27 protein-coding genes, 2 pseudogenes and 1 CRISPR repeat array (1 of these 30 only partly in view) are annotated in these 26,508 nt (G+C 55.1%); of the genes and pseudogenes, 8 read left to right on the top strand and 21 right to left on the bottom strand.

The features are described from left to right. The first annotated feature begins 5 nt into the window (after nucleotides 1–5). On the top strand, nucleotides 6–2,573 hold the full coding sequence (mutS, locus tag J4685_RS08055) for a DNA mismatch repair protein MutS (protein ID WP_001005811.1): 2,568 nt from the start codon (nucleotides 6–8) through the stop codon (nucleotides 2,571–2,573). A gap of 55 nt (nucleotides 2,574–2,628) precedes the next feature. On the opposite strand, the gene J4685_RS08050 is transcribed toward mutS, so the two are convergent. Next, nucleotides 2,629–3,009, bottom strand: a complete 381-nt coding sequence (locus tag J4685_RS08050) for a DUF4440 domain-containing protein (RefSeq protein WP_001070461.1) — start codon at nucleotides 3,007–3,009, stop codon at nucleotides 2,629–2,631. Then, on the bottom strand, nucleotides 3,006–4,214 hold the full coding sequence (locus J4685_RS08045) for an MFS transporter (protein WP_000222390.1): 1,209 nt from the start codon (nucleotides 4,212–4,214) through the stop codon (nucleotides 3,006–3,008). The genes J4685_RS08050 and J4685_RS08045 overlap by 4 nt, the downstream gene beginning before the upstream one ends. Nucleotides 4,215–4,301: 87 nt before the next feature. Between J4685_RS08045 and J4685_RS08040 the strand changes: the two genes are divergently transcribed. Then, nucleotides 4,302–5,234, top strand: coding sequence for a LysR family transcriptional regulator (locus J4685_RS08040; protein WP_000216310.1), 933 nt, complete (start codon nucleotides 4,302–4,304; stop codon nucleotides 5,232–5,234). A gap of 41 nt (nucleotides 5,235–5,275) precedes the next feature. Here the strand turns inward: J4685_RS08040 and J4685_RS08035 are convergent, their stop codons facing one another. Genes J4685_RS08035 through ltnD form a run of 6 tightly spaced genes read right to left on the bottom strand, consistent with a single transcriptional unit; the run spans nucleotide 5,276 to nucleotide 11,303 of the window. Then, nucleotides 5,276–6,772: a GntP family permease gene (locus tag J4685_RS08035; protein WP_000202715.1), complete on the bottom strand. Its 1,497-nt coding sequence runs from the start codon at nucleotides 6,770–6,772 to the stop codon at nucleotides 5,276–5,278. Then, nucleotides 6,769–7,719 (bottom strand): D-erythronate dehydrogenase, encoded by a 951-nt coding sequence (gene denD, locus J4685_RS08030; protein ID WP_001165726.1) that lies wholly within the window; start codon nucleotides 7,717–7,719, stop codon nucleotides 6,769–6,771. The genes J4685_RS08035 and denD overlap by 4 nt, the downstream gene beginning before the upstream one ends. Before the next feature lie 39 nt (nucleotides 7,720–7,758). Then, nucleotides 7,759–8,484 (bottom strand): HPr family phosphocarrier protein, encoded by a 726-nt coding sequence (locus J4685_RS08025; RefSeq protein WP_001136881.1) that lies wholly within the window; start codon nucleotides 8,482–8,484, stop codon nucleotides 7,759–7,761. 4 nt (nucleotides 8,485–8,488) lie between these two features. Continuing rightward, nucleotides 8,489–9,127 carry an aldolase gene (locus J4685_RS08020; RefSeq protein ID WP_000153636.1) on the bottom strand — a complete coding sequence of 213 codons (639 nt, stop codon included), beginning with the start codon at nucleotides 9,125–9,127 and terminating at the stop codon, nucleotides 8,489–8,491. After that, the gene (gene otnK / locus J4685_RS08015; RefSeq protein ID WP_000912483.1) at nucleotides 9,124–10,386 is read right to left on the bottom strand and encodes a 3-oxo-tetronate kinase; all 1,263 of its coding nucleotides are present in this window, start codon (nucleotides 10,384–10,386) and stop codon (nucleotides 9,124–9,126) included. The genes J4685_RS08020 and otnK overlap by 4 nt, the downstream gene beginning before the upstream one ends. Continuing rightward, entirely contained in the window at nucleotides 10,380–11,303 is a 924-nt protein-coding gene (ltnD, locus tag J4685_RS08010) for an L-threonate dehydrogenase (RefSeq protein ID WP_000206951.1), read from the bottom strand. Before ltnD ends, otnK begins: the two co-directional genes overlap by 7 nt. A gap of 196 nt (nucleotides 11,304–11,499) precedes the next feature. Between ltnD and ygbI the strand changes: the two genes are divergently transcribed. Next, entirely contained in the window at nucleotides 11,500–12,264 is a 765-nt protein-coding gene (gene ygbI / locus J4685_RS08005) for a DNA-binding transcriptional repressor YgbI (protein WP_000613181.1), read from the top strand. A gap of 18 nt (nucleotides 12,265–12,282) precedes the next feature. On the opposite strand, the gene J4685_RS08000 is transcribed toward ygbI, so the two are convergent. After that, on the bottom strand, nucleotides 12,283–12,687 hold the full coding sequence (locus tag J4685_RS08000; RefSeq protein WP_000423337.1) for a MarR family winged helix-turn-helix transcriptional regulator: 405 nt from the start codon (nucleotides 12,685–12,687) through the stop codon (nucleotides 12,283–12,285). Between the two features lie 170 nt (nucleotides 12,688–12,857). On the opposite strand from J4685_RS08000, the pseudogene J4685_RS22505 reads away from it, so the two are divergent. The 3 genes and pseudogenes from J4685_RS22505 to J4685_RS07990 form a co-directional block, all read left to right on the top strand. Continuing rightward, nucleotides 12,858–13,445, top strand: a pseudogene (locus tag J4685_RS22505) (non-oxidative hydroxyarylic acid decarboxylases subunit B); the annotation flags it as partial. A gap of 6 nt (nucleotides 13,446–13,451) precedes the next feature. After that, a complete protein-coding gene (locus J4685_RS07995) occupies nucleotides 13,452–14,879 on the top strand; it encodes a non-oxidative hydroxyarylic acid decarboxylases subunit C (protein WP_000863165.1) in 1,428 nt (475 codons plus the stop codon). Between the two features lie 10 nt (nucleotides 14,880–14,889). Further along, nucleotides 14,890–15,126: a non-oxidative hydroxyarylic acid decarboxylases subunit D gene (locus J4685_RS07990; RefSeq protein ID WP_000562964.1), complete on the top strand. Its 237-nt coding sequence runs from the start codon at nucleotides 14,890–14,892 to the stop codon at nucleotides 15,124–15,126. Between the two features lie 44 nt (nucleotides 15,127–15,170). On the opposite strand, the gene rpoS is transcribed toward J4685_RS07990, so the two are convergent. Continuing rightward, complete coding sequence (gene rpoS, locus J4685_RS07985) at nucleotides 15,171–16,163, bottom strand: RNA polymerase sigma factor RpoS (protein ID WP_000081498.1); 993 nt, start codon at nucleotides 16,161–16,163, stop codon at nucleotides 15,171–15,173. 62 nt (nucleotides 16,164–16,225) lie between these two features. Then, nucleotides 16,226–17,308, bottom strand: coding sequence for a murein hydrolase activator NlpD (gene nlpD / locus J4685_RS07980; RefSeq protein ID WP_228370099.1), 1,083 nt, complete (start codon nucleotides 17,306–17,308; stop codon nucleotides 16,226–16,228). Between nlpD and J4685_RS22500 the strand changes: the two genes are divergently transcribed. Next, nucleotides 17,238–17,396, top strand: coding sequence for a peptidase (locus tag J4685_RS22500; protein ID WP_228370100.1), 159 nt, complete (start codon nucleotides 17,238–17,240; stop codon nucleotides 17,394–17,396). The two genes, nlpD and J4685_RS22500, sit on opposite strands and share 71 nt — an antisense overlap. 138 nt (nucleotides 17,397–17,534) lie before the next feature. On the opposite strand, the gene J4685_RS07975 is transcribed toward J4685_RS22500, so the two are convergent. From J4685_RS07975 to cysD, 10 genes are all read right to left on the bottom strand, one after another. Continuing rightward, the gene (locus J4685_RS07975) at nucleotides 17,535–18,161 is read right to left on the bottom strand and encodes a protein-L-isoaspartate(D-aspartate) O-methyltransferase (RefSeq protein WP_000253542.1); all 627 of its coding nucleotides are present in this window, start codon (nucleotides 18,159–18,161) and stop codon (nucleotides 17,535–17,537) included. Then, nucleotides 18,155–18,916: a 5'/3'-nucleotidase SurE gene (gene surE / locus J4685_RS07970; protein ID WP_001221546.1), complete on the bottom strand. Its 762-nt coding sequence runs from the start codon at nucleotides 18,914–18,916 to the stop codon at nucleotides 18,155–18,157. Before surE ends, J4685_RS07975 begins: the two co-directional genes overlap by 7 nt. Next, on the bottom strand, nucleotides 18,897–19,946 hold the full coding sequence (gene truD, locus J4685_RS07965) for a tRNA pseudouridine(13) synthase TruD (RefSeq protein ID WP_000134246.1): 1,050 nt from the start codon (nucleotides 19,944–19,946) through the stop codon (nucleotides 18,897–18,899). Before truD ends, surE begins: the two co-directional genes overlap by 20 nt. Then, a complete protein-coding gene (ispF, locus tag J4685_RS07960) occupies nucleotides 19,943–20,422 on the bottom strand; it encodes a 2-C-methyl-D-erythritol 2,4-cyclodiphosphate synthase (protein ID WP_001219244.1) in 480 nt (159 codons plus the stop codon). The genes truD and ispF overlap by 4 nt, the downstream gene beginning before the upstream one ends. Further along, the gene (ispD, locus tag J4685_RS07955; protein WP_000741651.1) at nucleotides 20,422–21,132 is read right to left on the bottom strand and encodes a 2-C-methyl-D-erythritol 4-phosphate cytidylyltransferase; all 711 of its coding nucleotides are present in this window, start codon (nucleotides 21,130–21,132) and stop codon (nucleotides 20,422–20,424) included. Before ispD ends, ispF begins: the two co-directional genes overlap by 1 nt. Before the next feature lie 18 nt (nucleotides 21,133–21,150). Beyond that, the gene (gene ftsB, locus J4685_RS07950; RefSeq protein ID WP_000517480.1) at nucleotides 21,151–21,462 is read right to left on the bottom strand and encodes a cell division protein FtsB; all 312 of its coding nucleotides are present in this window, start codon (nucleotides 21,460–21,462) and stop codon (nucleotides 21,151–21,153) included. A gap of 190 nt (nucleotides 21,463–21,652) precedes the next feature. Continuing rightward, nucleotides 21,653–21,976, bottom strand: coding sequence for a DUF3561 family protein (locus J4685_RS07945; protein ID WP_011233164.1), 324 nt, complete (start codon nucleotides 21,974–21,976; stop codon nucleotides 21,653–21,655). A gap of 50 nt (nucleotides 21,977–22,026) precedes the next feature. Continuing rightward, a complete protein-coding gene (gene cysC, locus J4685_RS07940) occupies nucleotides 22,027–22,632 on the bottom strand; it encodes an adenylyl-sulfate kinase (RefSeq protein ID WP_001173658.1) in 606 nt (201 codons plus the stop codon). Then, nucleotides 22,619–24,058, bottom strand: coding sequence for a sulfate adenylyltransferase subunit CysN (cysN, locus tag J4685_RS07935; RefSeq protein WP_001092272.1), 1,440 nt, complete (start codon nucleotides 24,056–24,058; stop codon nucleotides 22,619–22,621). Before cysN ends, cysC begins: the two co-directional genes overlap by 14 nt. A gap of 9 nt (nucleotides 24,059–24,067) precedes the next feature. Continuing rightward, nucleotides 24,068–24,976 (bottom strand): sulfate adenylyltransferase subunit CysD, encoded by a 909-nt coding sequence (gene cysD, locus J4685_RS07930; RefSeq protein WP_000372402.1) that lies wholly within the window; start codon nucleotides 24,974–24,976, stop codon nucleotides 24,068–24,070. Nucleotides 24,977–25,226: 250 nt separating this feature from the next. Between cysD and J4685_RS07925 the strand changes: the two are divergent. Continuing rightward, nucleotides 25,227–26,273, top strand: a pseudogene (locus J4685_RS07925) (aminopeptidase). Between the two features lie 14 nt (nucleotides 26,274–26,287). After that, a CRISPR array of direct repeats spans nucleotides 26,288–26,508; the repeat unit is 29 nt; unit sequence CGGTTTATCCCCGCTGGCGCGGGGAACAC; it runs 235 nt beyond the window's last position.

Here is a 26,508-nt window from a genome sequence, read left to right as displayed (position 1 = left end):
TCAATATGAATGAGTCATTTGATAAGGACTTCTCCAACCACACCCCCATGATGCAGCAGTATCTCAAGCTGAAAGCCCAGCATCCGGAGATCCTGCTCTTTTATCGTATGGGAGACTTTTACGAGCTGTTTTATGACGACGCAAAGCGTGCGTCGCAGTTGCTCGATATTTCGCTGACCAAACGCGGCGCATCGGCTGGCGAACCTATCCCTATGGCGGGTATCCCGCACCACGCCGTAGAAAACTACCTCGCGAAACTGGTCAATCAGGGCGAATCCGTCGCTATTTGCGAACAGATTGGCGATCCGGCCACCAGCAAAGGTCCCGTTGAACGTAAGGTCGTGCGTATCGTTACGCCTGGCACCATCAGCGATGAAGCCCTGTTACAGGAGCGTCAGGATAACCTGCTGGCGGCTATCTGGCAGGATGGTAAAGGCTACGGTTACGCCACGCTGGATATCAGCTCCGGGCGCTTTCGTCTGAGCGAACCCGCCGACCGTGAAACGATGGCCGCAGAGCTGCAGCGCACCAATCCCGCCGAACTGTTGTATGCCGAAGATTTTGCTGAAATGGCGTTAATAGAGGGACGCCGGGGTCTGCGCCGTCGCCCGTTGTGGGAGTTTGAGATTGATACCGCCCGCCAGCAGTTAAATCTGCAGTTCGGTACGCGGGATCTGGTCGGTTTCGGCGTCGAAAATGCCTCGCGTGGATTATGTGCGGCAGGCTGCCTGTTACAGTACGTAAAAGATACCCAGCGCACCTCCCTGCCGCATATTCGTTCCATTACGATGGAACGCCAGCAGGACAGCATCATTATGGATGCCGCGACCCGCCGCAATCTGGAAATTACCCAAAACCTGGCCGGTGGTGTCGAAAATACCCTCGCCGCGGTGCTTGACTGTACCGTGACGCCAATGGGTAGCCGAATGCTTAAACGCTGGCTGCATATGCCGGTACGAAATACCGACATATTGCGTGAACGCCAGCAGACCATCGGCGCCTTGCAGGACACCGTCAGCGAACTGCAACCGGTGCTGCGTCAGGTCGGCGATCTGGAGCGTATCCTTGCGCGTCTGGCGCTGCGCACCGCGCGTCCGCGCGATCTCGCCCGAATGCGTCACGCCTTTCAGCAACTGCCGGAATTGCACGCTCAGCTTGAAACCGTTGGCAGCGCGCCGGTACAGGCGTTGCGTAAAAAAATGGGCGATTTCGCCGAACTGCGCGACCTCCTGGAACGCGCCATTATTGACGCGCCGCCGGTACTGGTCCGCGACGGCGGCGTTATTGCGCCCGGCTACCATGAAGAGCTGGACGAATGGCGCGCGCTGGCGGATGGCGCCACCGATTATCTCGATCGTCTGGAAATTCGCGAACGCGAGCGTACCGGGCTGGATACGCTGAAAGTCGGCTATAACGCGGTACATGGTTATTACATTCAGATTAGCCGTGGTCAAAGCCATCTGGCGCCCATCAATTATGTGCGTCGCCAGACGCTGAAAAATGCCGAACGCTACATTATTCCTGAGCTAAAAGAGTACGAAGATAAAGTTCTGACCTCGAAAGGCAAAGCGCTGGCGCTGGAAAAACAGCTATATGACGAATTGTTTGATCTGCTGTTGCCGCATCTGGCCGATTTACAGCAGAGCGCCAACGCGCTGGCGGAGCTGGATGTGCTGGTTAACCTGGCCGAACGCGCCTGGACGCTGAATTACACCTGCCCGACATTTACCGATAAACCCGGTATCCGTATTACCGAAGGTCGCCACCCGGTGGTTGAACAGGTACTGAATGAGCCGTTTATCGCTAACCCGCTCAACCTGTCGCCGCAGCGCCGGATGTTGATCATTACCGGCCCCAATATGGGCGGTAAAAGTACCTATATGCGGCAAACGGCATTGATCGCCCTGCTGGCCTATATCGGCAGTTACGTTCCGGCGCAAAACGTGGAAATCGGCCCCATCGACCGTATTTTTACCCGCGTCGGCGCAGCGGATGACCTGGCCTCCGGGCGTTCGACCTTTATGGTGGAGATGACCGAAACCGCGAACATTCTGCATAATGCCACGGAAAACAGTCTGGTATTGATGGATGAAATCGGGCGCGGTACCTCCACGTATGACGGGCTGTCGTTGGCCTGGGCCTGCGCGGAGAATCTCGCGAATAAGATTAAAGCGTTAACGCTGTTCGCTACCCACTACTTCGAGCTGACCCAATTACCGGAGAAAATGGAAGGCGTGGCGAACGTCCACCTGGATGCGCTGGAACACGGCGATACTATCGCGTTTATGCACAGCGTGCAGGACGGCGCGGCAAGTAAGAGCTATGGCCTGGCGGTCGCGGCGCTTGCGGGCGTCCCTAAAGAAGTCATCAAACGCGCGCGCCAAAAACTCCGCGAGCTGGAAAGCATCTCGCCCAATGCGGCGGCAACGCAGGTGGACGGCACGCAAATGTCGTTGCTTGCCGCCCCGGAGGAGACATCGCCTGCCGTTGAAGCGCTGGAGAATCTCGATCCGGACTCCCTGACGCCACGCCAGGCGCTGGAGTGGATCTATCGGCTGAAAAGTCTGGTGTAAACGTGTCGGGCCCGATAGCGCCGCGTTATCGGGCCCACGCGCCAGCACAGGCTTTTCAGGCTGTGGCTGTCGTTTCGTGTAAATGACGCCAGACTATCCGTCCTCTTTCCCTTTTTAAAATGACCGTCGACCAGCGTACCGTCTCAGCCTGACCCGGCAGTTGCTGGCGCTCACGATAACGCAGCGCGGCACCTTCCGGCCACTCCGCCACAAGGTCAATGTGCTCAACCACGATAACCAGCCCCGGGCGACACGCGCGCTGCGCCTGGAAAAAAGCGCCGAGCGCCGGATAATCCAGACAAATACCTCCTGGCGTTATCATCGTAAAATCAACAGCAAAACGCGCTATCAACGCCTCCAGGCTACCCACCCCCTTACTAAGCCAGTTCTCAATCGCCGCATGGGCGTGAATAATTTCATCTTTATATGGATTCATGGTCTTTCCTTTTTCAGGCACAGAAGCGCCTGTCTATTGTTCAGACAGACAGCGTAAATAAGGGGCAGCAGGGTGATACCGGCGGCGGCAATAAAGGTCCAGCGATAAGCAACCTCAAGCGACATAACGCGCTGGAGCGCGTTTAACAGCAGCGTCAACAGCGTCGCGCCAAGGAAAAAGCTGAGCTGACGATTAAGATTCCATAGCGCGCTGGCGTCAGGCATGTCCCGGCGAGCAATAGTCAGGAAAGCGCCACTCTGCGCAGTACTGCTGCACAAACTGCCGCCAGCGCCCATTAAGGCGAATATCATCATCAGTACACGGTGCGATGTCGCAGGCGTAACGTTAGTTAAAAGCAGTATCCCTGCGGCCTGAAGAAGACAGCCGACGATAATCAGCGGACGCGGCCCAAGCCGATTGAAATAACGTCCGGTAAGCATAATGGCGACAAATGAAGCGATCGACCAGGGGAGCATCAGCGACCCCGCCGCCGCAGGCGATAGCTGCGCGATGTTCTGTAGATAAAACATCCCGACCACGCTGATACCAATGAACATACCCGGTACGCACAGATAGACGATCATGGCAAAACGCAGCAGCCTGTCCGTCAACAGCGGCAGATGGAGCAATCTTGCTGACGCCATTGTCGTCGACGCGGCGTTCAGCCAACAATAAGCGAGCAATAAAGTGAGAACGGCCACCGGCAGCGTGGCAAAGAATATCCAGCGCCAGCCGCACGTTTCCACCAGCAGCCCACCAATCGCAGGCGAACATGCCGGCGCCAGTAGCGCCACCATCATGACAACCGATGACACGCCAGCGCGTTCATGCGGTTCAAACTGTTGCCAGGTTAACGCCTGACCAACCGGGATCAATAAGCCACCGCCCGCCCCCTGCACAATACGCCAGAAAACAAGGCTGTGTAAGGAATCGGCAAAACCTGCGGCAGCGGCGGCAACGCTAAACAGAATGAGCGAAAATATGATCAGCCGTCGTGCGCCGAGATAACGCGAAAGAAACGCGCTAAACGGAACGATCAGCGTTAATCCTGCGATATAACCATTACTCACCCATGCCAGCGCCGATATGGACGTATGCAGATCCACGGACATCGCAGGAAAAGCCACGCTAGCAATAAACAGATTAATCAGATCAAGAAAGAAGCCGAGCAGGTAAACCACTGCCACTTTACTGCGATACGTCATTATACATCCTCCGTCAGAGGCGCTAATGTAGCCGTCCGGAGAAAGCCAGATAAGTCCGCGCTTCAACGATATACTGTCAAAATAATTTTGACAGTAAAGGAGCTCGCCATGCTCAATTTGCAGCGTATGTCGCTGTTTATCGCCGTGGTAGATAGCGGCAGCTTCACGGCGGCGGCGGCCGCATCGGGCCAAACAAAAGCAGTAGTGAGTTTTAATATTCGGCAGCTTGAAAAAGAGCTTGGCGTAACGTTACTGCTACGTTCCACCCGACGATTGACGCTCACAGACGCCGGCGTCCTCTTTTACCAAAAAGGCGTGAATTTACTCAACGCCGCGAAAAATTTGCAGGATGAAGTGCGTGCCAGCCATAGTGGGCTGGGCGGCGAGTTACGTATTACCACTACGTCCGAGTTTGGCGAACAGGTGGTCATTCCGGTACTGGCGCAGTTTAGTCAGCGCCATCCCGATCTCCGTATTCGGCATATGTCCTCATCACATCATGCCGATTTAATTGCCGAGCGCTTTGATGTGGCGATTCGGCTTGGCTCGCTGGCGGACTCCCGCTATCGCGCCGCGCTGATATCCCGCTTTACCATTCTGCCGGTCGCCGCGCCGCAGTGGCTCGCCCGCAACCCTGTTTCATCACTGGAGTCGTTGGCCCAGGCGGAATGGATTATTCATGAGCGATTACCTACGCCGCTACGGTGGACAGTAACGAATAATCATGGCCAACACTCACGCCTGGAGATAAGCAAAGCCGGAAAAATTTCTGTCGACAGCGCGCGCTCGCTGATGGCCTTCGCTCTCGCGGGAAGCGGCGTCGCATTACTGCCGCAATGGTTAGTCAACACCGCACTGGAGGATGGAACGTTAATTCACCTGTTACCCGACTATCATTTTCCCCGTCAGGGCATTTATGCCGTTTATCCGGACGCCCGCCATGTATCGACAAAAGTACGCGCATTTATTGATTTTTTACGTTCGCAATGGGATTGCGGGGAGCACGCCCCATCATCGTAGCCAGTCCGGGAGCATTGCGCTCCCGGACGGATAATACCGTCTTAATCCTTAACTACCAGCTTGTCTTTGATCCCCTGCGCCTGCCAACGCACCCACAGCATAATTGCCGCCAGAACGACAATCGGCAGTAACGGATCGAGCCAACTGCCGCCGGAACCGAACAGCAGGTTAATCAGCGCCACGCCGGTGCCGCCAATCGCCCAGGCAATGGTCGTCGGTACAGACCAAACCACCATCTGCTGTTTGACATCAGAGACGCCCATCATGCGGTTAACCACCCAGAACAGGCTGTCGTTGAAGTAGCCGAAGAACAGCGACCCCATCGTTGCGGCCTGAGCGGCAAGCAACATATTGATGCCGGGGATCTGCGCCAGGATCGGCGCGGAAATCGAGGCGGCAGTGATCATCGCCACCGTCCCCGATCCCTGAATCAGGCGTACCAGCGTCGCCACGATAAACGGGATCAGGATCGGCGAGATCGGCAGGTTGGCAACCTGCTCCGCCAGCTGTTGCCCCGCGCCGCTGTCGCGCAGGATCGCGCCCAACGCGCCGCCAGCGCCCGTGACCAGTAAGATAATCCCGGCGCTTTGCAAGCCCTCTTCCAGACGCTCTGCAGTGGTATGTTTATCCATGCGCGGCACCAGCGTATACACCGCCAGCAGAACGCTGATGGCCAACGCGATCACCGGACTTCCCACAAAGTTGATTGCCTGTACCACCGGATGCGTCGCCAGGCCGGACCATCCTTCTATGGTGGCGAGAGTGGAGCAGATAGCCTTCAGGAAGATCAGCACGATCGGCACCACAATAGGCAGCAGAGAGAGCGTCAGGCTCGGCAGATCCTTTTGCTCTTTCTCTTTATTGTACTGCTCCAGCGCGGCATTAACTTCATCGGCGTTCAGCGTACGCGGCACGAAATCAGGGTAGCGTTTATCCAGCCACTGCGCATAGAACACAATGCCGATCACACAGGGCACCGCCAGCGCCATCCCGGTCAATAACATTGCGCCGATGTCGACGTTAAAAATCCCGGCTACCCCCAGCGGACCGGGCGTCGGAGGTACCGTATGGTGAGTGACCGCCAGCCCGCCCGCCAGCGCGACGCCCAGCGTCAGTAGCGAACGTTTACCGCTTTTCGCCAGCGCTTTCGCCACCGGATAAAGAATGACAAAAGCGGAATCGACGAAAATGGGGATGCTGACAATATAACCCGTGATTGCCAGCGCCCACTCTTCACGGCGTTTCCCCAGCCATTTGATAAAGCTCCAGGCGATACGCTCCGCCGCGCCGGAAACCTCCAGCAAGCGCCCCATCATTACGCCGAGACCAATCACCAGGCCAATGCTGCCCAGCGTCGTACCGAATCCGCTGGTGATGACAGAGAGCGTTTTATCAATGCCCATTCCCCCCAACAGACCGGCGATGCAGGCCGCCGCCAGCATCGCGATCAGCGCATGAACACGGGTGCGTAACACCAGCCATACCAGCACGAAAACGGCAACGATCAGGCCGATAATTGGGGTCGGTAAACTTGTCATGACCTCCCCTCCATATCATCTTGTCGAAAGCGTTCGATAATGTCATCGAAACGTTTATCGGCGACAAAACCTAACGCCAGCGCACGCTGGTTATCGATACGTCCCGGCCAGGAGGCGACAATTTTCTCGACGCCTTCGTCGCGCTGATGCGTAACCCGATCGCGCGCCGCCTGACCGCCCGCCTGACGCAACGTTTCCAGCATCTCGCCCACGGTTACGCTGATCCCCGGTAAGTTGATGCTGCTCGCCTCGCCAGGCGCGGGTAACGTTGCGGCCAGCGACAGGTTATGGATCACCGTCGCTGGGCTGGAAATCCACAGCCGCAAACTTTCCGACACCGGGCAGACGATCGTCTCGCCCTGCAACGGTTCACGAATAATCGCGCTGACAAAAGAAGAGGCAGCGCGGTTTGGTTTACCCGGGCGAACACAGATCGTCGGCAAACGCAGCGCCAGCCCATCCACATAGCCTTTGCGGGTATAGTCGTTGACCAACAGTTCACAGGCGGCCTTCTGCGCGCCATAAGACGAGCGCGGCGTGAGCGCGGTGGTATCGGTGACGCATTCCGGCAGCGTACCGCCATAAACGGCAAGCGAGCTGGAGAAGACAAAACGAATTTTCTGCGGTTGTCGACGACACGCCTCAAGTAACTGGCGGGTAAGATCCAGGTTAACTTTCCATCCCAGATCGAAATCGTCTTCCGCATGACTGCTGACAATCGCAGCGAGATGATAAACAACAGAGGTATTAGCGGTAATCACATTCTCCAGCACGCCCGGCTGGGTTAAGTCAGCTTCCAGGCAGCGTAAACGAGGGGAATCTGATAACCGTGCAGGCATTTTTAAATCAACAAGAAGCAGTTCGTTAAACGCCAGCGATGAGTTTAATAAGGCGCTTGCGAGTTTCTGGCCTAAAAAGCCGCCCCCGCCGGTAATGATAATCTGCATTCGGATGTCCTCTTTATTGTTGTGTAGGGTAGTTCAGGGTTAGCGCCAGGCGTTAAACCAGCCAAGCCCGTCCTGCGTGGTATTCCGTGGTTGGTATTCGCAGCCTATCCAGCCGCGATAACCTACGTCATCGAACAGCCGGAACAGCCATGGGTAGTTGATCTCGCCATCATCCGGTTCATGTCTGTCCGGTAGTGAGGCGATTTGTACATGGGCATAGCGGCCCGCGTACTCGCGAATCAGGTGACTCAAATTGCCATTCACTTTTTGTGCGTGGAAAGTGTCGAGCTGGATGAACACATTCGGGCGGTCAACCTCTTCTGCGATGCCCAGCGCCTGATATTGGCTGGAAAAGAGGTAGCCGGGTTTAACGCCGGGACTCAGCGCTTCGATCAAAATACGTTTATCGTGGGCGGCAAACCGGTCGGCGGCATAACGCAAATTATCGATAAACGTGGCGCGATAACGTGCGCCATCAGCGCCATCCGGCACTACGCCCGCCATGATGTGAACCTGCTCGCATTCCAGCGCCAGAGCGTATTCCAGAGCCAGTTCAATATCGGCGCGCGCGTCGTGTTCGCGCCCCGGTAGCGCGGCACGTCCCCACTCGCCCGCCGCGGTATCGCCCGCCGAAGTATTAAACAGCGCCAGCGTCAGATCATGACGCGATAGCTGGGCTTTAATCTCGCTCGCGGCAAAGCCGTAGGGGAACAGAAACTCAACGGCCTGAAAACCGGCTGCGGCAGCGGCGGCAAAACGCGGCATCGGGTTATCTCCTTAACTGCGCAATTTCTTCGGTGGTTAAATAACGAATCGGGCGTTCGCCAAGGATAAAAATCAGCTTTGCCGTCTCTTCCAGCTCCTCGGTATTATTAGCGGCTTCCTGCAAATTCTCCCCGCACACGACCGGCCCATGATTAGCCAGTAAAAAGGCCTGATGCCGGGCCGCCAGCGCTGCCAAATCGCGGGCAATTCGGTCATCCCCCGGGCGATAGTAGGGAACCAGCGGAATGTCCCCCATCCGCATCACCACATAGGGGGTAAACGGGCGAATCACATTTTGCGGGTCCAGTCCTTCGAGACAGGAAAGCGCCGTTGACCAGGTGCTGTGCAGATGAACCACGGCCTTGCAGCAAGGGTTATTGCGATACAACGCCAGATGAAAACGCACCTCTTTAGACGGTTTATCGCCGCTGAGCCATTCGCCCTGTGGGTCCACTTTGGATAGCCGCTGCGGGTCGAGATTACCCAGACACGAACCGGTGGGCGTCGCCAGAATATTGCCGTCCGGCAGTAACAGCGAGAGGTTGCCTGCCGAGCCGGTGGCATAGCCGCGCTGGAAAAACGAGGCGGCTATCCTGACCATCTCTTCTCGCAAAGCGTGCTCTTCTTTTGCCAGTATCGTCATACCTGAAACTCCCTTTGAGCGCGGATGAAAAAGGATTCATCGCCAAAATTACCTGACTTTAGCGCCAGCGAGACTGGCGCATGGAGCGCGTTGACCCACGGCACGCCGGGTGAAATGCACGGTCCGATGTGAAAACCGGTAATACCGAGGCTTTGCGTCACCACGCCCGAGGTTTCGCCGCCCGCCACAATAAACCGGGTGATACCGCCTTCCGCTAAGCGAGCGGCCAGCAGGGAAAAGAGCGCCTCTACCGCATGGCTGGCTTCGGTAGCGCCATATTGCTGCTGGATGGCGGCCAGCGCCTGCGTGGAGGCGGTGGCGCTAATCATTGGCGCCAGTTCGCTGTCCTGACTGAGCACCCACTGCGCCAGCGCTTCAGCGTAGGCCTCGCGCGTCTCGGATGACAGGCAGCGCGCCACGTCAACGTCGCGTGTGGGAGCATGTTGTCGATAGAAAGCCACCTGCTGATTCGTCATTTGCGAACAGGAACCGGAAAGCACCACCGCGCGACCGCTCAGTGGATAGCCTGCGGAACGGGCCTGAGAAACGCCGTGCTTCGCCCACTGACGCGCCAGCCCCATTGCCAACCCGGAACCGCCAGTCACCAGCGGGGCATCACGCAAAACCTCGCCCTGGATTTCCAGGTGCCGCTCATTGAGCGCGTCAAGTACCGCGTAGCGATATCCTTCCTGCTGTAAACGCGACAGCGCCGCACGGGGCGCGGCAACGCCTTCATCAAGCGTCTGAGCCGGAATAACGCCGCAGCGTCCTTGCGCCTGCGCTTCCATCAGACGCGGCAGGTAGCTGTCGGTCATCGGATTGATAGGGTGGTGGCGCATACCGGACTCCGCCAGCAAGTGGTTCATGACAAACAGATAGCCCTGATAAACCGTGCGTCCGTTAACCGGCAGCGCGGGAGAAATCACGGTAAATGAGGTATCCAGCGCCACCATCAGCGCATCGGTGACCGGGCCGATATTGCCTTCGGCGGTACTATCGAAAGTCGAGCAATATTTGAAATAGACTTGCTGGCAGCCCTGTTTTTTCAGCCATACCAGCGCCGCCAGCGATTGTTTTATCGCCTCTTGCGCCGGGCATGAGCGGGTTTTCAGGCTGATAACCACCGCGTCGCACCCTTCCGGTTGCGTCCCGGTTGGGACATCATTGATCTGCACTGTCGGCATCCCGTTTTCGACCAGAAAACTGGCGATGTCAGTCGCGCCGGTAAAATCGTCGGCAATGACGCCAATTTTTAACATGACGGCTCCTCAGGCGTGACGCCAGGCAGAGTAATCCCCGAGAAAATTTTGATCACAGCGCTGTCATCCTCTTTGCCATAACCGGCGTTACTGGCGCTGGTGAACATATTTAACGCCGTAGAGGCCAGCGGTAAGGGGAAGCGCAGCGCTTTCGCCGTGTCGGCAACCAGCCCCAAATCTTTGACAAAAATGTCGACGGCCGAACGCGGGGTATAGTCGCCGTCAACGACATGCTGCATACGGTTTTCGAACATCCAGGAGTTTCCGGCGGCATGGGTCACGACGTCATACATCACGTCCAGAGGAATACCGGCCCGCGCGGCCAGCGCCATCGCTTCGGCCGCCGCCGCAATATGCACTCCAGCCAGCAGTTGATGAATGATTTTGACGGTTGAGCCTGCGCCCGGTGTATCGCTGATGCGATAAACGTTGCTGGCAACGGCGTCCAGCACAGGCTTCAGGCGGGTAAACGCCGCCTCGCGCCCGGAGGCCATCACCGTCATTTCGCCCTGCGCCGCTTTTACCGCGCCGCCGGAAACCGGCGCATCCAGCATGTTAAGATTCAATGCCGTCAACGCCGCGGCGATCTCTTGCGCGTCGGCGCTTGAGATCGTAGACGAGACCATCACCGCGCTTCCGGGTTTCATCAGATGGGCGACGCCATCCTCACCGAATAACACCTGTCTGACCTGGGCGGCATTGACGACCAGAATGACTAACGCATCCACGACGCCGGCGAACTCCCTGGCGCTGGCGGCAGCCCCACAAGCCCCTTCAGCAAGAAGATTCGCGCACGCTTGCGGGTTAAGATCGGCCCCCCATGTGGAAAGCCCGGCGCGCAGGCATGAACGCGCAGCGCCCATTCCCATTGAGCCAAGCCCCACAATGCCGACATGAAAATCAGTTCCTGTTGTCATTATCACTCCATGTTAATTTACGTGATATTATGTTTTGTTATGTGAATATAGGCGTTTTTATAAACAATTGCGGTGAGTTGTTTCACAAAAAATAACAAAATATGTTATTTTTTGTGAAGGCAATCCTCATAGAACTTCACACGCTGTGACGAGAAATCGCGTAAAATCGCGACAGGACTAAAGAAAGGAGCAGACGTTGATACCTACTGAGCGTCGACAAATCATTCTTGATATGGTGGCGGAGAAAGGCATCGTCAGTATCGCTGAACTGACCGAGCGCATGCATGTATCCCACATGACTATCCGCCGTGATTTACAAAAACTGGAGCAGCAAGGCGCGGTAATCCAGGTCTCTGGCGGCGTGCAATCATCGACTCGCGTGGCGCACGAACCCTCGCATCAGATCAAAACCGAACTGGCGACGCCGCAGAAAGCGGCGATTGGCAAACTGGCCGCCAGCCTGGTACAGCCAGAAAGCTGTATCTACCTTGATGCAGGTACGACCACGCTGGCGATTGCCAGGCAGCTGGTTACGATGAATAAACTTACGGTGGTGACGAATGATTTCGTTATCGCCGATTACCTGATGGACAATAGCGGTTGCACAATTATTCACACTGGCGGGGCGGTATGCCGGGAAAACCGGTCGTGCGTCGGTGAAGCCGCGGCGACGCTTTTGCGCGGGCTGATGATTGACCAGGCCTTTATTTCCGCCTCTTCCTGGAGCGTGCGCGGTATTTCAACGCCGGCAGAAGATAAAGTCACGGTGAAACGGGCCGTCGCCAGCGCCAGCCGCCAAAAAATTCTGGTGTGCGACGCGACCAAATACGGCCAGGTCGCGACGTGGCTGGCGTTACCGCTGGCGGAATTCAACCAAATCGTCACCGATGACGGCCTGCCGGAAAGCGCAATTCGGGCGCTGGCCAAAGTGGATATCTCACTGTTGATGGCCAAACAATAGCGAAGCGGCGCAAGCCGCTTACGTCATCATCTTGCGTACCAGTCGCGTAAACTGTTCGCGTTCTTCAGCGCTCAGTCGCCCCAAAAACTCATCGTCAACGCGATCCCCCAGTGGTATCGCGGCGGCGAGCAACGTTTGGCCCTGAGCCGTGAGATAGACAAAACGCCGACGTTTATCCAGCGGATCGTTTTCTCGCTTTACCAGCCCACGATTTTCCATCCGGCTTAACATCTCCGCCAGCGTCGCTTTAGTGCTGACCGCCGCTTCGGTCAGATCGACCTGTTCAATACCCGGATGTTCAGCAATAACGCGCATCACCGCATATTGAGGTTTGGTGAGCTCCGGTAGTTCATGCTGCCAGCGTGCGGTATGTTGCTGAAAAAGTTGGCGTAACAGATGAAACGCGGTGTTTCGTAACTCCATGAGCGCTCCGGATAAATTAACTTTTTCTATCATAACGACTTATGCACGGTTTTTTAATGACGAATGCTTTAGCTAAACGTGCGCAGGCGTCGGGAGCGATCTTGTCGCAAAGGCCGTGTGGGCGTATTTTGATCAAAATGTTCGTATACGAACGATATTTGAGGTAAGAAATGAGATTGATTGTGGGGATTACCGGTGCGACCGGCGCGCCGCTTGGCGTCGAGCTACTCCAGGCATTACGGGCGATACCTGATGTTGAAACGCATCTGGTAATGTCAAAGTGGGCGAAAACCACTATTGAACTGGAGACGCCCTACACGCCCGCTGAGGTAGCCGCCCTGGCAGATTATTGTCATAGCCCGGCCGATCAGGCGGCGACCATTTCCTCCGGCTCATTTCGTACCGACGGCATGATTATTATCCCCTGCAGTATGAAAACACTGGCGGGGGTTCGCGCCGGCTATGCCGAGGGGCTGGTGGGACGCGCTGCCGATGTCGTGTTGAAAGAGGGTCGCAAGCTGGTACTTGTGCCGCGGGAAATGCCGCTCAGCACGATTCATCTGGAAAACATGCTTGCGCTTTCTCGTATGGGGGTGGCGATAGTGCCGCCCATGCCCGCGTTCTACAACCTGCCGCAAACCGTTGACGATATTATCCAGCACATCGTAGCGCGCGTTCTCGACCAGTTTGGTCTGGAGCATACGCGCGCGCGCCGCTGGCAAGGACTGCGACAGGCAGCAAATTTTTCACAGGAGAATGTGATAATGGCATTTGATGATTTGCGCAGTTTTTTACATGCGCTGGATCAGCAGGGACAACTGCTGAAAATCAGCGAGGAAGTGAATGCGGAGCCGGATCTCGCCGCCGCTGCCAACGCAACGGGACGAATCGGCGATGGCGCGCCCGCGCTGTGGTTTGACAATATTCGTGGTTTTACCGACGCCCGCGTGGCGATGAATACCATCGGTTCCTGGCAGAACCATGCCATCTCTCTGGGTTTGCCGCCTAACACGCCGGTTAAAAAACAGATCGATGAATTTATTCGCCGCTGGGACAATTTTCCGGTTGCGCCGGAACGACGGGCGAATCCGGGCTGGGCGGAAAATACCGTCGACGGCGACGCAATCAACCTGTTTGATATCCTGCCGCTGTTTCGTCTGAACGACGGCGACGGCGGATTCTATCTGGATAAAGCCTGTGTGGTATCACGCGATCCGCTCGATCCCGATAACTTCGGCAAGCAGAATGTCGGCATCTACCGTATGGAAGTTAAAGGCAAGCGTAAGCTGGGTCTGCAACCAGTGCCGATGCATGATATCGCATTGCACCTGCACAAAGCCGAAGAGCGCGGGGAAGATCTGCCGATTGCGATCACGTTGGGTAACGATCCGATCATTACCCTGATGGGCGCAACGCCGCTGAAATACGATCAGTCAGAGTATGAAATGGCAGGCGCGCTGCGTGAAAGCCCCTATCCTATCGCCACCGCGCCGCTGACCGGTTTTGATGTACCGTGGGGATCTGAAGTCATTCTTGAAGGGGTCATCGAAAGCCGTAAACGTGAAATTGAAGGGCCGTTCGGCGAATTTACCGGCCACTATTCCGGCGGTCGCAACATGACCGTGGTGCGTATCGATAAGGTCTCTTACCACAGCAAACCCATTTTTGAATCGCTCTATTTGGGGATGCCGTGGACGGAAATCGACTACCTGATGGGGCCGGCGACCTGTGTGCCACTGTATCAACAGCTGAAAGCCGAATTTCCGGAAGTGCAGGCGGTAAACGCTATGTACACCCACGGCTTGCTGGCCATCATCTCGACCAAAAAACGCTACGGCGGCTTTGCCCGTGCGGTGGGCCTGCGCGCGATGACGACGCCGCACGGTCTGGGATATGTGAAGATGGTGATCATGGTTGATGAAGATGTCGATCCATTTAATCTGCCACAGGTGATGTGGGCGTTGTCGTCGAAAGTGAATCCGGCAGGCGATCTGGTACAGCTACCGAATATGTCCGTCCTGGAACTGGACCCGGGTTCAAGCCCGGCGGGGATTACCGACAAACTGATCATTGACGCTACCACGCCGGTTGCGCCAGATAACCGTGGTCACTATAGCCAGCCGGTTGTGGATTTACCGGAAACTAAAGCCTGGGCTGAAAAGCTGACCGCCATGCTGGCCAACCGTAAATAAGGAGTAACCGATGATTTGTCCACGCTGTGCCGATGCACATATTGAACTCATGGCGACTTCGCCGGTAAAAGGAGTCTGGACGGTATATCAGTGTCAGCATTGTCTGTATACCTGGCGCGATACCGAACCGTTACGCCGTACCAGCCGCGAACACTATCCACAAGCGTTTCGCATGACGCAAAAAGATATTGATGACGCGCCAATGGTGCCGAGTATCCCGCCGTTGCTGGCAGAAGACAAACGGTAAAAAAAAGGCCAGTCTGTCGACTGGCCTTTTTTTGACAAGGGTACTTACTCGCGGAACAGCGCTTCGATATTCAGCCCCTGCGTCTGCAGAATTTCGCGCAGACGGCGCAGGCCTTCAACCTGAATCTGACGAACACGTTCACGCGTAAGACCGATTTCACGGCCTACATCTTCCAGTGTCGCAGCTTCATATCCCAGCAGACCGAAACGGCGCGCCAGCACTTCACGCTGTTTGGCGTTCAGTTCGAACAACCATTTGACGATGCTCTGTTTCATATCGTCATCTTGCGTGGTGTCTTCCGGACCGTTCTCTTTTTCATCGGCCAGGATGTCCAGCAACGCTTTTTCGGAATCACCGCCCAGCGGAGTGTCTACCGAGGTAATGCGCTCGTTGAGACGAAGCATACGGCTGACGTCATCAACCGGTTTATCCAGTTGCTCTGCAATTTCTTCCGCACTCGGTTCGTGGTCCAGTTTATGCGACAACTCACGTGCGGTGCGCAGGTATACGTTCAGCTCTTTAACAATGTGAATCGGCAAGCGAATCGTACGGGTTTGGTTCATAATCGCCCGTTCGATTGTCTGGCGAATCCACCAGGTTGCGTATGTTGAGAAGCGGAACCCGCGTTCCGGGTCAAACTTCTCGACTGCACGGATAAGCCCCAGGTTGCCCTCTTCAATCAGGTCCAGCAACGCCAGTCCACGATTGCCATAACGGCGGGCAATTTTTACCACCAGACGCAGGTTACTCTCAATCATGCGACGGCGAGAAGCGACATCTCCACGCAGTGCGCGACGCGCAAAATAGACTTCTTCTTCGGCTGTTAACAGTGGTGAATACCCAATCTCACCAAGGTAAAGCTGAGTCGCGTCCAACACACGCTGTGTGGCCCCTTGCGATAACAGCTCTTCTTCAGCCAGGTCGTTATCACTGGGTTCCTCTTCACTCAAGGCTTTTTCGTCAAAAGCCTCTACTCCGTTCTCATCAAATTCCGCGTCTTCATTTAAATCATGAACTTTCAGCGTATTCTGACTCATAAGGTGGCTCCTACCCGTGATCCCTTGACGGAACTAGCAAGTCAAAGCCTGGTTCCGCCGCTTTATCGCTGCGGTAAATAACGCAGCGGGTTTACGGATTTCCCCTTGTAACGAATTTCAAAATGCAAGCGTGTAGAGCTGGTGCCGGTGCTACCCATAGTAGCGATTTTTTGCCCCGCCTTAACTTCCTGTTGTTCCCGGACCAGCATCGTATCATTATGGGCGTAGGCACTCAGGTAATCATCGTTATGTTTGATGATAATAAGATTACCGTAACCACGCAGTGCGTTACCGGCATATACGACGCGCCCATCAGCGGTTGCGACGATAGCCTGTCCCTTACTGCCTGCAATGTCGATCCCTTTATTGCCCCCTTCGGAAGCGCCAAAGTTTTCGATCACTTTGCCATCCGTCGGCCAGCGCCATGCGGAAATCGGCGCGCTGGTTGACGTACTGCTTGCATTTGGTTCGGTCGTGCTTACCGTTGGTGCCGTTACAGGCGCTGTGACAACCGTCCCAGCAGGCTTGTTGTTTGGCAACATTTTGTTAGCACTTTGTTCACCTGAGCCCTCAGAATACGTAATTGTTGGTTGAGACGCAACTGCAACGGTGGAATTTTGTGCAGACCTGTTCACAACTCCTTGCTGTGCTGCATCCGCCTGGGTGATCGCATTTCCGCCAGTAATTGGCGTACCGGATGCGTTACCAACTTGCAAAGTTTGCCCTACATTCAGGCTATACGGGGCAGAAATACTGTTTCTCTGGGCCAGATCGCGGAAATCGTTCCCGGTAATCCAGGCGATGTAAAAAAGCGTATCACCCTTTTTCACGGTGTAAGTACTGCCACCCGTATAGCTACCTTTCGGAATATTCCCATACTGGCGATTGTATACAATTCGCCCATTTTCCATCTGCACGGGTTGTTCCGCGACCGGTTGAGTTTGCATGGGCTGCGTTACAGGACGCTGAACGGGTTGAATTTGCGGCGCTTGTTGCGGCGTTTGTTGCGTCGTCGCGCCCATTTTTGGCGGCGGTGTGATCAACATCCCGGAATTGGTATTTGATGACGAACCACTGTCCACAGACGTGACCGGCGCCGGAGGGTTTGACGAACTGGTACAACCTGCCAGCCATAGTGAAACCAGTGATAGTGCCGCAATGCGACTAACGGTGAATTTTGTGCTTCCCGCGCTCATTTATCCCCCAGGAAAAAATTTGGTTAACAACCAGTGACGTAAGAACCGTGCAACGCATTAAGTGAACACGGGAAAATGTGTTCACGATACGCTTAACCCACCGGGAATAACCAGGAAAACTCCAGGTATTCGTTTCGGCTTCATCAGGCGTAAGAGTGGGCGTTTGCAGGGCAAACTAGGCCAGCTCTCCCTTGACTAACGGGACGAAGCGAACGGCCTCCACGGTATCGATAATAAATTCGCCGCCCCGGCGACGCACGCGTTTCAAAAACTGCTGCTCATCGCCCACGGGCAGAACAAGAATGCCGCCTTCATCCAACTGTGCCATGAGCGCGGTAGGAATTTCCGGCGGCGCGGCCGTCACAATGATAGCGTCAAACGGCGCACGCGCCTGCCAGCCTTGCCAGCCATCGCCATGACGGGTAGAAACATTATGTAAATCGAGCTGCTTCAGGCGGCGGCGCGCCTGCCATTGCAGCCCCTTAATCCGCTCAACGGAGCAAACGTGATGTACCAGATGCGCCAGAATCGCCGTCTGATAGCCGGAACCGGTGCCAATTTCCAGCACCCTGGATTGCGGTGTCAGTTCGAGCAGTTCCGTCATTCGCGCCACCATATAGGGCTGCGATATCGTCTGACCCTGGCCTATCGGCAAAGCGATATTTTCCCAGGCCTTATGTTCAAACGCTTCATCAATAAATTTCTCGCGCGGCACTGCGGCAAGCGCATTAAGCACCAGCTCATCTCTGATGCCCTGCGCGCGCAATTGTTCAAGAAGAGCCTGTACACGTCCACTTACCATTGCGTGCCAACTCCCACGCTGTCTAACCAGTCTGAAACCACATCATGCGCGCTGTGCGCGGTTAAATCCACATGCAACGGCGTGACGGAGACGTAGCCTTCATCCACCGCCGCGAAATCGGTATCCAGCCCGGCATCGTATTTATCGCCCGGCGGGCCAATCCAGTACAATGTATTACCGCGCGGATCTTCCTGCGGGATTACTTTATCCGCTGGATGGCGGCTACCACAGCGAGTCACGCGGATGCCTTTAATCTGCGCTAACGGTAGATCCGGGACATTCACGTTGAGAATACGCCCGGTACGCAACGGCTCCCGGCTTAACCCTCGCAAAAGCGCGCAAGTCACGGCCGCAGCCGTATCATAATGCTGATAGCCGTTAAGGGAGACCGCTAATGCCGGAAAGCCGAGATGACGACCTTCCATCGCCGCGGCGACTGTACCGGAATAGATCACATCATCGCCCAGATTCGGACCCGCGTTAATACCGGAAACGACAATATCCGGACGCGGACGCATTAAGGCATTAACGCCCAGATAGACGCAATCGGTCGGCGTCCCCATCTGTACGGCGATATCGCCATTATCAAAGGTAAAAGTACGAAGCGAAGATTCCAGCGTGAGGGAATTAGACGCGCCGCTGCGGTTACGATCCGGGGCTACGACCTGTACATCAGCAAACTTACGCAGCGCTTTCGCCAGCGTTTGTATACCGGGCGCGTGAACCCCGTCATCGTTACTCAGCAATATGCGCATAATCACCCATTGTGTTGATCAGTTCCCTTACTACGCTGGTGGCAAAACTGCCTGCGGGCAGCCAGAAACGTAACTCGACGGTAACGTCATCCCACCAGTTCCAGCTTAATTGTTGCGGATAAAGCAGCATCGCTCTGCGCGACGCCTCTACTTTTTCGCGCAGCAACAGCGATTGCAACACCGTTTCCTGGGCAATGGCATCTTGCTCAAACGCCAGCGCCGCACGCTGTGTTCCCCACTCTCCGCTGCCCGGCAACGACGCTGTAATCATCAGCTCTTTTTCGTCTACCCGGCGCTGCAATTCAGGCAGTTCTTCAGATGTCGCGACGAACCAGCTTCCACGCCCCGCTAATTGTAGCGCATCGCCGTCAACAACTTGATTAAAGTCTGGTTTCTTCAGCCGCTGGTGAACAATTTGATTAAACAACGCGCTACGTGCCGCCGACAACCAAAAACTGCGTTTATTGCGATCGCGCACCGGCGCGTTACTTTGCGCCCAGCGCAGCGCGCCCTGCAAGTTGCTGCCGCCAATGCCGAATCGCTGTGCGCCGAAATAGTTCGGCACGCCGCCATCGCGAATCGCCTGCAATCGTGTTTCGACATCGCGGCGATCGCTTATTTCACGCAACACCAGCGTAAAGGCATTGCCTTTCAGCGCGCCTAAACGCAGCTTACGCTTGTGACGCGCGTATTCCAGCACTTTACAACCTTCCAGCTGAAAGGCGCTGAAATCGGGCATCTCTTTCCCCGGCACGCGCGCGCACAGCCACTGCTCGGTAACGGCGTGTTTATCTTTTTGCCCGGCAAAGCTCACTTCGCGAGCGTGAATTTTCAGGAATTTCGCCAGCGCGTCAGCGACAAAACGGGTATTGCAACCGTTTTTCAAAATACGCAGCAGAATGTGCTCGCCTTCACCATCCGGCGTAAAGCCTAAATCTTCAACCACCACAAAATCTTCCGGATTCGCTTTCAGCAATCCGCTACCTTGTGGTTTTCCGTGCAGCCAGGTGAGATTGTCAAACTCTGTCATTTCGCCGCCTTCATCAGCAACGCGACCGCTTCGCAGGCAATGCCTTCTCCGCGTCCGGTAAATCCGAGCTTTTCCGTCGTCGTCGCCTTCACGTTAACGTCATCCATATGGCAGCCGAGATCTTCGGCGATAAAGACGCGCATTTGCGGAATATGCGGCAGCATTTTCGGCGCCTGCGCAATAATGGTGACATCCACGTTGCCGAGGGTGTACCCCTTGGCCTGAATACGACGCCAGGCTTCACGCAGTAGTTCGCGGCTATCCGCTCCCTTAAATGCCGGATCGGTATCCGGGAAGAGCTTGCCGATATCGCCAAGCGCCGCCGCGCCCAGCAGCGCATCGGTCAGCGCATGTAACGCCACATCGCCATCGGAATGCGCCAATAGCCCTTTTTCATAAGGGATACGCACGCCGCCAATGATAATCGGCCCTTCTCCGCCAAACGCGTGTACGTCAAAACCGTGTCCAATTCGCATTATGCTTTCTCCTGGTGGATGGTTCGGGTCAGATAAAATTCCGCCAGCGCCAGATCTTCCGGACGGGTGACCTTGATGTTATCCGCGCGACCTTCTACCAGCGCCGGATGAAAACCACAATACTCCAGCGCTGACGCCTCGTCGGTGATGATCGCGCCTTCATTCAGCGCACGCGTCAGACAATCGTGCAAGAGTTCGCGGGGGAAAAACTGCGGGGTGAGCGCGTGCCATAAATCGGCGCGCTCTACGGTATGGGCAATAGCGGTTTTCCCTGGTTCGCCGCGTTTCATGGTGTCGCGCACCGGACTGGCGAGGATACCGCCGACCCGGCTGTTTTCGCTGATGGCCAGTAACCGCGCCAGGTCATCCTGATGCAAACAGGGTCTTGCCGCGTCGTGCACCAGCACCCACTGCGCCTTTGCAACGGCCTGTAACCCGGCCAAAACGGAATCAGCGCGTTCGTTGCCGCCATCCACAACGGTGATTTGCGGATGATTCGCCAGCGGAAGTTGGGCAAAGCGATGATCGCCAGGGCTGATAGCAATAACAACGCGTGTCACCCGAGGATGCGCCAGCAGCGCATGAACTGAGTGCTCCAGAATGGTTTTATTACCGATTGAGAGATACTGCTTAGGACATTCTGTTTGCATTCGGCGGCCAAATCCGGCCGCCGGCACCACGGCGCAAACGTCCAATAAAGTGGCTGCCATGTTAAATCCCTGGATGGTTTATCGATGAGTTTGCCCCGCCGTTGCCGCGCGTTTTGAGGCGTCAGGCACCAGACGATAGAAGGTTTCGCCCGGTTTGGTCATGCTAAGTTCGTTGCGCGCGCGCTCCTCAATCGCTTCCTGGCCGCCATTGAGATCGTCAATTTCGGCAAAAAGCTGATCGTTACGCGCTTTAAGTTTGGCGTTTGTCGCCTGCTGCGCGACCACATCATCGTTGACGCGGCTATAGTCATGTATGCCGTTCTTACCGAACCACAGCGAGTACTGTAGCCAGACCAGTAAAGCCAGCAACAGCAGCGTTAGTTTACCCATCCTGCCCCCTGAAAAACGGCATCATCATCCCATAACGTCCTCTGTGACTCCACATTCAGGACGGGATTGCCGCGACAACGCCGGCAAATGTACCACATTTGCCGGATGTTACGTATACCCGAGTAAGGAGAACATAATCTCATTGTTGGTTACGGTTTGAATTATGACCGGAGGCGTAGTGATAACCCGTCTACCCTAATAGCCATATGAATAACGCGCCGAACAGCGCGCCTACGGCCAGTAGAGTAAACATGATGCTAAAAAGTATTTTGCCCTTTACCAACAGATGCAACGCAATGCCGATAATCACCGATACCGGCATTAACGTGAGGAAAAAGGGCCAAGTATAGAGGAAAAAAAACAGCGTGTTAGGGCCATAAAGCAGAAAAGGGATCCCCAACGCCAGCAGCCATGACACAAAGCCGACCACCGCCCCCGGAAATGCACTGGTGGCGTCATCGTCGACCATGAAGGCGTCTGACCTTGTGAAAGTAATGTTATGGCTATTACGCATATTAAATCCTGTAACCTTGACCATACCGGGCATACAAGCCCGGTGGTGTCTCAGGATCTGATAATATCGCGCCGTCTCAGCAGGTCTAATAATTGGGAAACCAAATTTGTTACTAATTGTTCACCATTAAGATGAACCTGGGGCGAGTCAGGCGCTTCGTAAATGGCGTCGATACCGGTAAAGTTACGCAACTCGCCCGCGCGCGCTTTTTTATACAATCCTTTAGGATCGCGCTGTTCACAGATAGCCAGCGGCGTATTGACATAAATCTCGATAAAACGATCGTGGCCGACGCGCTCTTTTACCAGTTGCCGCTCGGCGCGGTGCGGAGAAATAAATGCCGTCAAAACAATCAGGCCAGCGTCCGCCATCAGACTGGCCACTTCGCCTACCCGCCGAATATTTTCCTGGCGATCGGCATCGCTAAAGCCTAAATCACGGCACAAACCGTGGCGCACATTATCGCCATCCAACAGGTAGGTACTGACGCCACGCTGATGTAACGCCTCTTCCAGCGCGCCGGCCACCGTTGATTTTCCCGAACCGGAGAGTCCGGTAAACCACAGCATCACGCCACGGTGGCCGTGGAGCTGTTCACGAGCGGCGACAGTAACGGGATGAGAGTGCCAGACCACGTTCTCATCATGCAGCGCCATGTTTATCTCCCAGCAAATCTCGGGCGTCCCAGTGCGGAAAATGACGGCGTACCAGCGCATTCAGCTCCAGCTCAAACGCACTGTATTCCACGGGCGGCGTCGCTCCGCGTTCATCCAGTTCCCGCACCATGCCAGCACCCACGGTAACGTTAGAAAGTCGGTCGATAAAAATCAGCCCGCCCGTCACCGGATTTTGCTGATAAATATCCAGCGCGAGCGGCTCATCGAATGTCATCTCTACCAGACCAATACCGTTTAACGGCAGGCTCTCGACGTCTCGTTGAGTCAGATTGTTGATATCAATCTGATAGCAAATAGCCTCGATACGCGCGCGGGTTTTCTTACCCGCAAGTTTAACGTCGTAGCTTTGGCCCGGCGCCAGCGGCTGTTCCGCCATCCATACCACATCGATCGCGGCGTGCCGCGCAGGTGCCAGCGTCTCGTTTGCCGCCAGCAGCAGATCGCCGCGGCTAATATCAATGTCGTCGTTGAGTACCAGGGTAATGGCTTCGCCCGCACAGGCTTCTTCTTTGTCGCCATCAAAAGTGACGATACGCGCCACGCTGGATTCCACGCCGGACGGCAGCATTTTAATGCGCTCTCCGACTTTGACGCTACCAGACGCCAGAGTGCCGGCATACCCCCGAAAATCAAGGTTCGGGCGATTGACGTATTGTACTGGAAAGCGCATCGGCTGACGGTCTACCGCACGCTGTATGTCTACCGTTTCCAGGACTTCCAACAGCGTCGGGCCGCTGTACCAGCGCATATTGGCGCTCTGCGCGGCGACATTATCCCCTTCCAACGCCGAAAGCGGGACAAAGCGAATGTCCAGATCGCCCGGCAACTGTTCAGCAAAGGTCAGGTAATCTTCGCGAATACGGGCGAAGGTCTCTTCGCGGTAGTCAACGAGATCCATTTTGTTGATTGCCACCACCAGGTGTTTGATCCCCAACAGAGTGGAGATAAAGCTATGGCGACGCGTCTGATCCAGCACGCCTTTACGCGCGTCGATCAGTAGGATCGCCAGATCGCAGGTGGACGCTCCGGTCGCCATATTACGGGTATATTGTTCATGGCCCGGCGTGTCGGCGATAATAAATTTTCGTTTTTCCGTGGAGAAATAGCGGTACGCGACGTCAATAGTAATGCCCTGCTCACGCTCGGCCTGCAGCCCATCTACCAGCAGCGCCAGATCGAGTTTTTCTCCCTGCGTGCCATGACGTTTACTGTCATTATGCAGAGAAGAGAGCTGATCTTCATAAATTTGCAGGGTATCGTGCAGCAAACGACCTATCAGCGTACTTTTACCGTCATCAACGCTGCCACAGGTTAAAAAACGCAGCAGGCTTTTGTGTTGTTGGGCAATCATCCAGGCTTCGACGCCGCCTTCACTGGCGATTTGTTGTGCAAGTATGGTGTTCATGGCGGCTCCTTAGAAATACCCCTGACGTTTTTTAAGCTCCATCGACCCCGCCTGATCGCGGTCAATCATCCTCCCCTGGCGCTCGCTGGTGGTAGAAACCAGCATCTCTTCGATAATTTCCGGCAGCGTTTGCGCGTGGGATTCCACCGCCCCGGTGAGCGGCCAACAGCCAAGTGTACGGAAGCGCACCATCCTTTTTTTGATGACTTCGCCAGGTTGGAGGTCGATACGATCGTCATCCACCATCATCAACATGCCATCACGTTCCAGAACCGGGCGTTCAGCAGCCAAATACAGCGGCACGATGTCGATGTTTTCCAGCCAGATGTATTGCCAGATATCCTGCTCTGTCCAGTTGGAGAGCGGGAAGACGCGTATACTTTCGCCTTTATTAATCTGACCGTTATAGTTACGCCACAACTCTGGCCGCTGATTTTTCGGGTCCCAGCGATGGAAACGGTCACGAAAGGAGTAAATACGTTCTTTCGCGCGGGATTTTTCCTCATCGCGCCGTGCGCCGCCGAACGCGGCATCAAAACCGTACTTATTCAGCGCCTGCTTTAACCCTTCGGTTTTCATAATGTCAGTGTGTTTAGCGCTACCGTGAACGAACGGATTGATGCCCATCGCCACGCCTTCTGGATTTTTATGTACCAGCAATTCGCAGCCGTATGCGTTGGCGGTACGATCGCGAAAGGCGTACATCTCACGGAATTTCCAACCGGTATCAACGTGCAATAGCGGGAACGGTAACGTACCCGGATAAAACGCCTTACGCGCCAGATGCAGCATGACGCTGGAGTCTTTACCAATGGAGTACAGCATGACCGGATTAGCGAATTCCGCTGCTACTTCACGGATAATGTGGATACTTTCCGTCTCCAGTTGCCGCAGGTGGGTGAGTCGTTTTTGATCCATAACCGTTCCTTTGCAATACCGTTTTTTGCTAAACATTTCGATTACACGACTATAGGGAGCGCGGGAGAGTGAATGAAATGACGAATTGGAATGAGTAGTTCCTCAAAGGAATAACGCGGCCCAAAAACCAATATCAAAAAATGCTTAACGTACCGGATTGCCAGCATTTAGGAGCAAATGAAATTGTATTAACACGATCGCGGTTTCATACTAGCCCCGTAAAATTTTGTTCTGTATTTAAGGACTCATTATGTTTTCCGCAACGCGCCGCTTTGCCGTCATTCTGGCGCTCGGCGTAGGCTTTATCCTTCCTGCACAAGCAGCATCACCAGGGCCTGGTGAAATAGCGAATACTCAGGCACGACATATCGCCACCTTTTTTCCCGGGAGAATGACTGGCTCCCCCGCCGAGATGTTGTCTGCCGATTATTTACGCCAACAATTTACCCAGATGGGATACCAAAGCGATATTCGAACGTTTAATAGCCGATTTATTTATACCACGAAGGATAATCGCAAAAACTAGCATAACGTGACGGGCAGTACGGTCATCGCCGCCCATGAAGGGCGCGTGCCGCAGCAGATCATCATTATGGCGCATCTGGATACCTACGCTCCGCAGAGCGATGCTGATGTCGATGCCAATCTGGGCGGTTTAACGTTACAGGGAATGGATGATAATGCCGCGGGATTAGGCGTTATGCTGGAACTGGCGGCGCGTCTGAAAGATATACCGACCCATTATGGGATTCGTTTTATCGCCACCAGCGGGGAAGAAGAGGGAAAGCTAGGCGCGAAAAATTTACTCAAACGAATGAGTGACGCTGAGAAGAAAAATACGCTGCTGGTGATTAATCTCGATAACCTGATTGTTGGGGACAAGCTCTATTTTAATAGCGGGAAAAATACGCCGGAAGCGGTGCGTACACTGACCCGCGATCGGGCATTAGCGATTGCGCGCCGTTATGGCATCGCCGCCAACACCAATCCGGGACGCAATCCATCCTACCCCAAAGGAACGGGTTGCTGTAATGATGCGGAGGTTTTCGATAAAGCGGGAATATCGGTGCTTTCTGTTGAGGCGACGAACTGGAATCTGGGTAAAAAAGACGGATACCAGCAACGTGTGAAAAATGCATCCTTCCCGAACGGCAATAGCTGGCACGACGTACGGCTTGATAATCAACAGCATATAGACAAGGCGCTGCCAGGGCGGATTGAGCGCCGTAGCCGCGATGTAGTGCGGATAATGCTGCCGTTGGTAAAAGAGCTGGCGAAGGCGGAAAAAACGTCCTGATATGCTGGTGAAACGTGTTTATCCCCGCTGGCGCGGGGAACACGAATCATTCTGTCACGAACAATTATATTTTCTCGGTTTATCCCCGCTGGCGCGGGGAACACGACATTTGACACTATGCGCGATGATGCAATCGCGGTTTATCCCCGCTGGCGCGGGGAACACCGTTTACGTTTGCCGACGATTTAACTAAACAGCGGTTTATCCCCGCTGGCGCGGGGAACACAGCGCCGCC

It is taken from the genome of Salmonella sp. 32100201201700099SM (genome assembly GCF_017572645.1).
Classification (GTDB): domain Bacteria; phylum Pseudomonadota; class Gammaproteobacteria; order Enterobacterales; family Enterobacteriaceae; genus Salmonella; species Salmonella enterica.
This window is presented reverse-complemented; position numbering and strand designations above follow the sequence as displayed.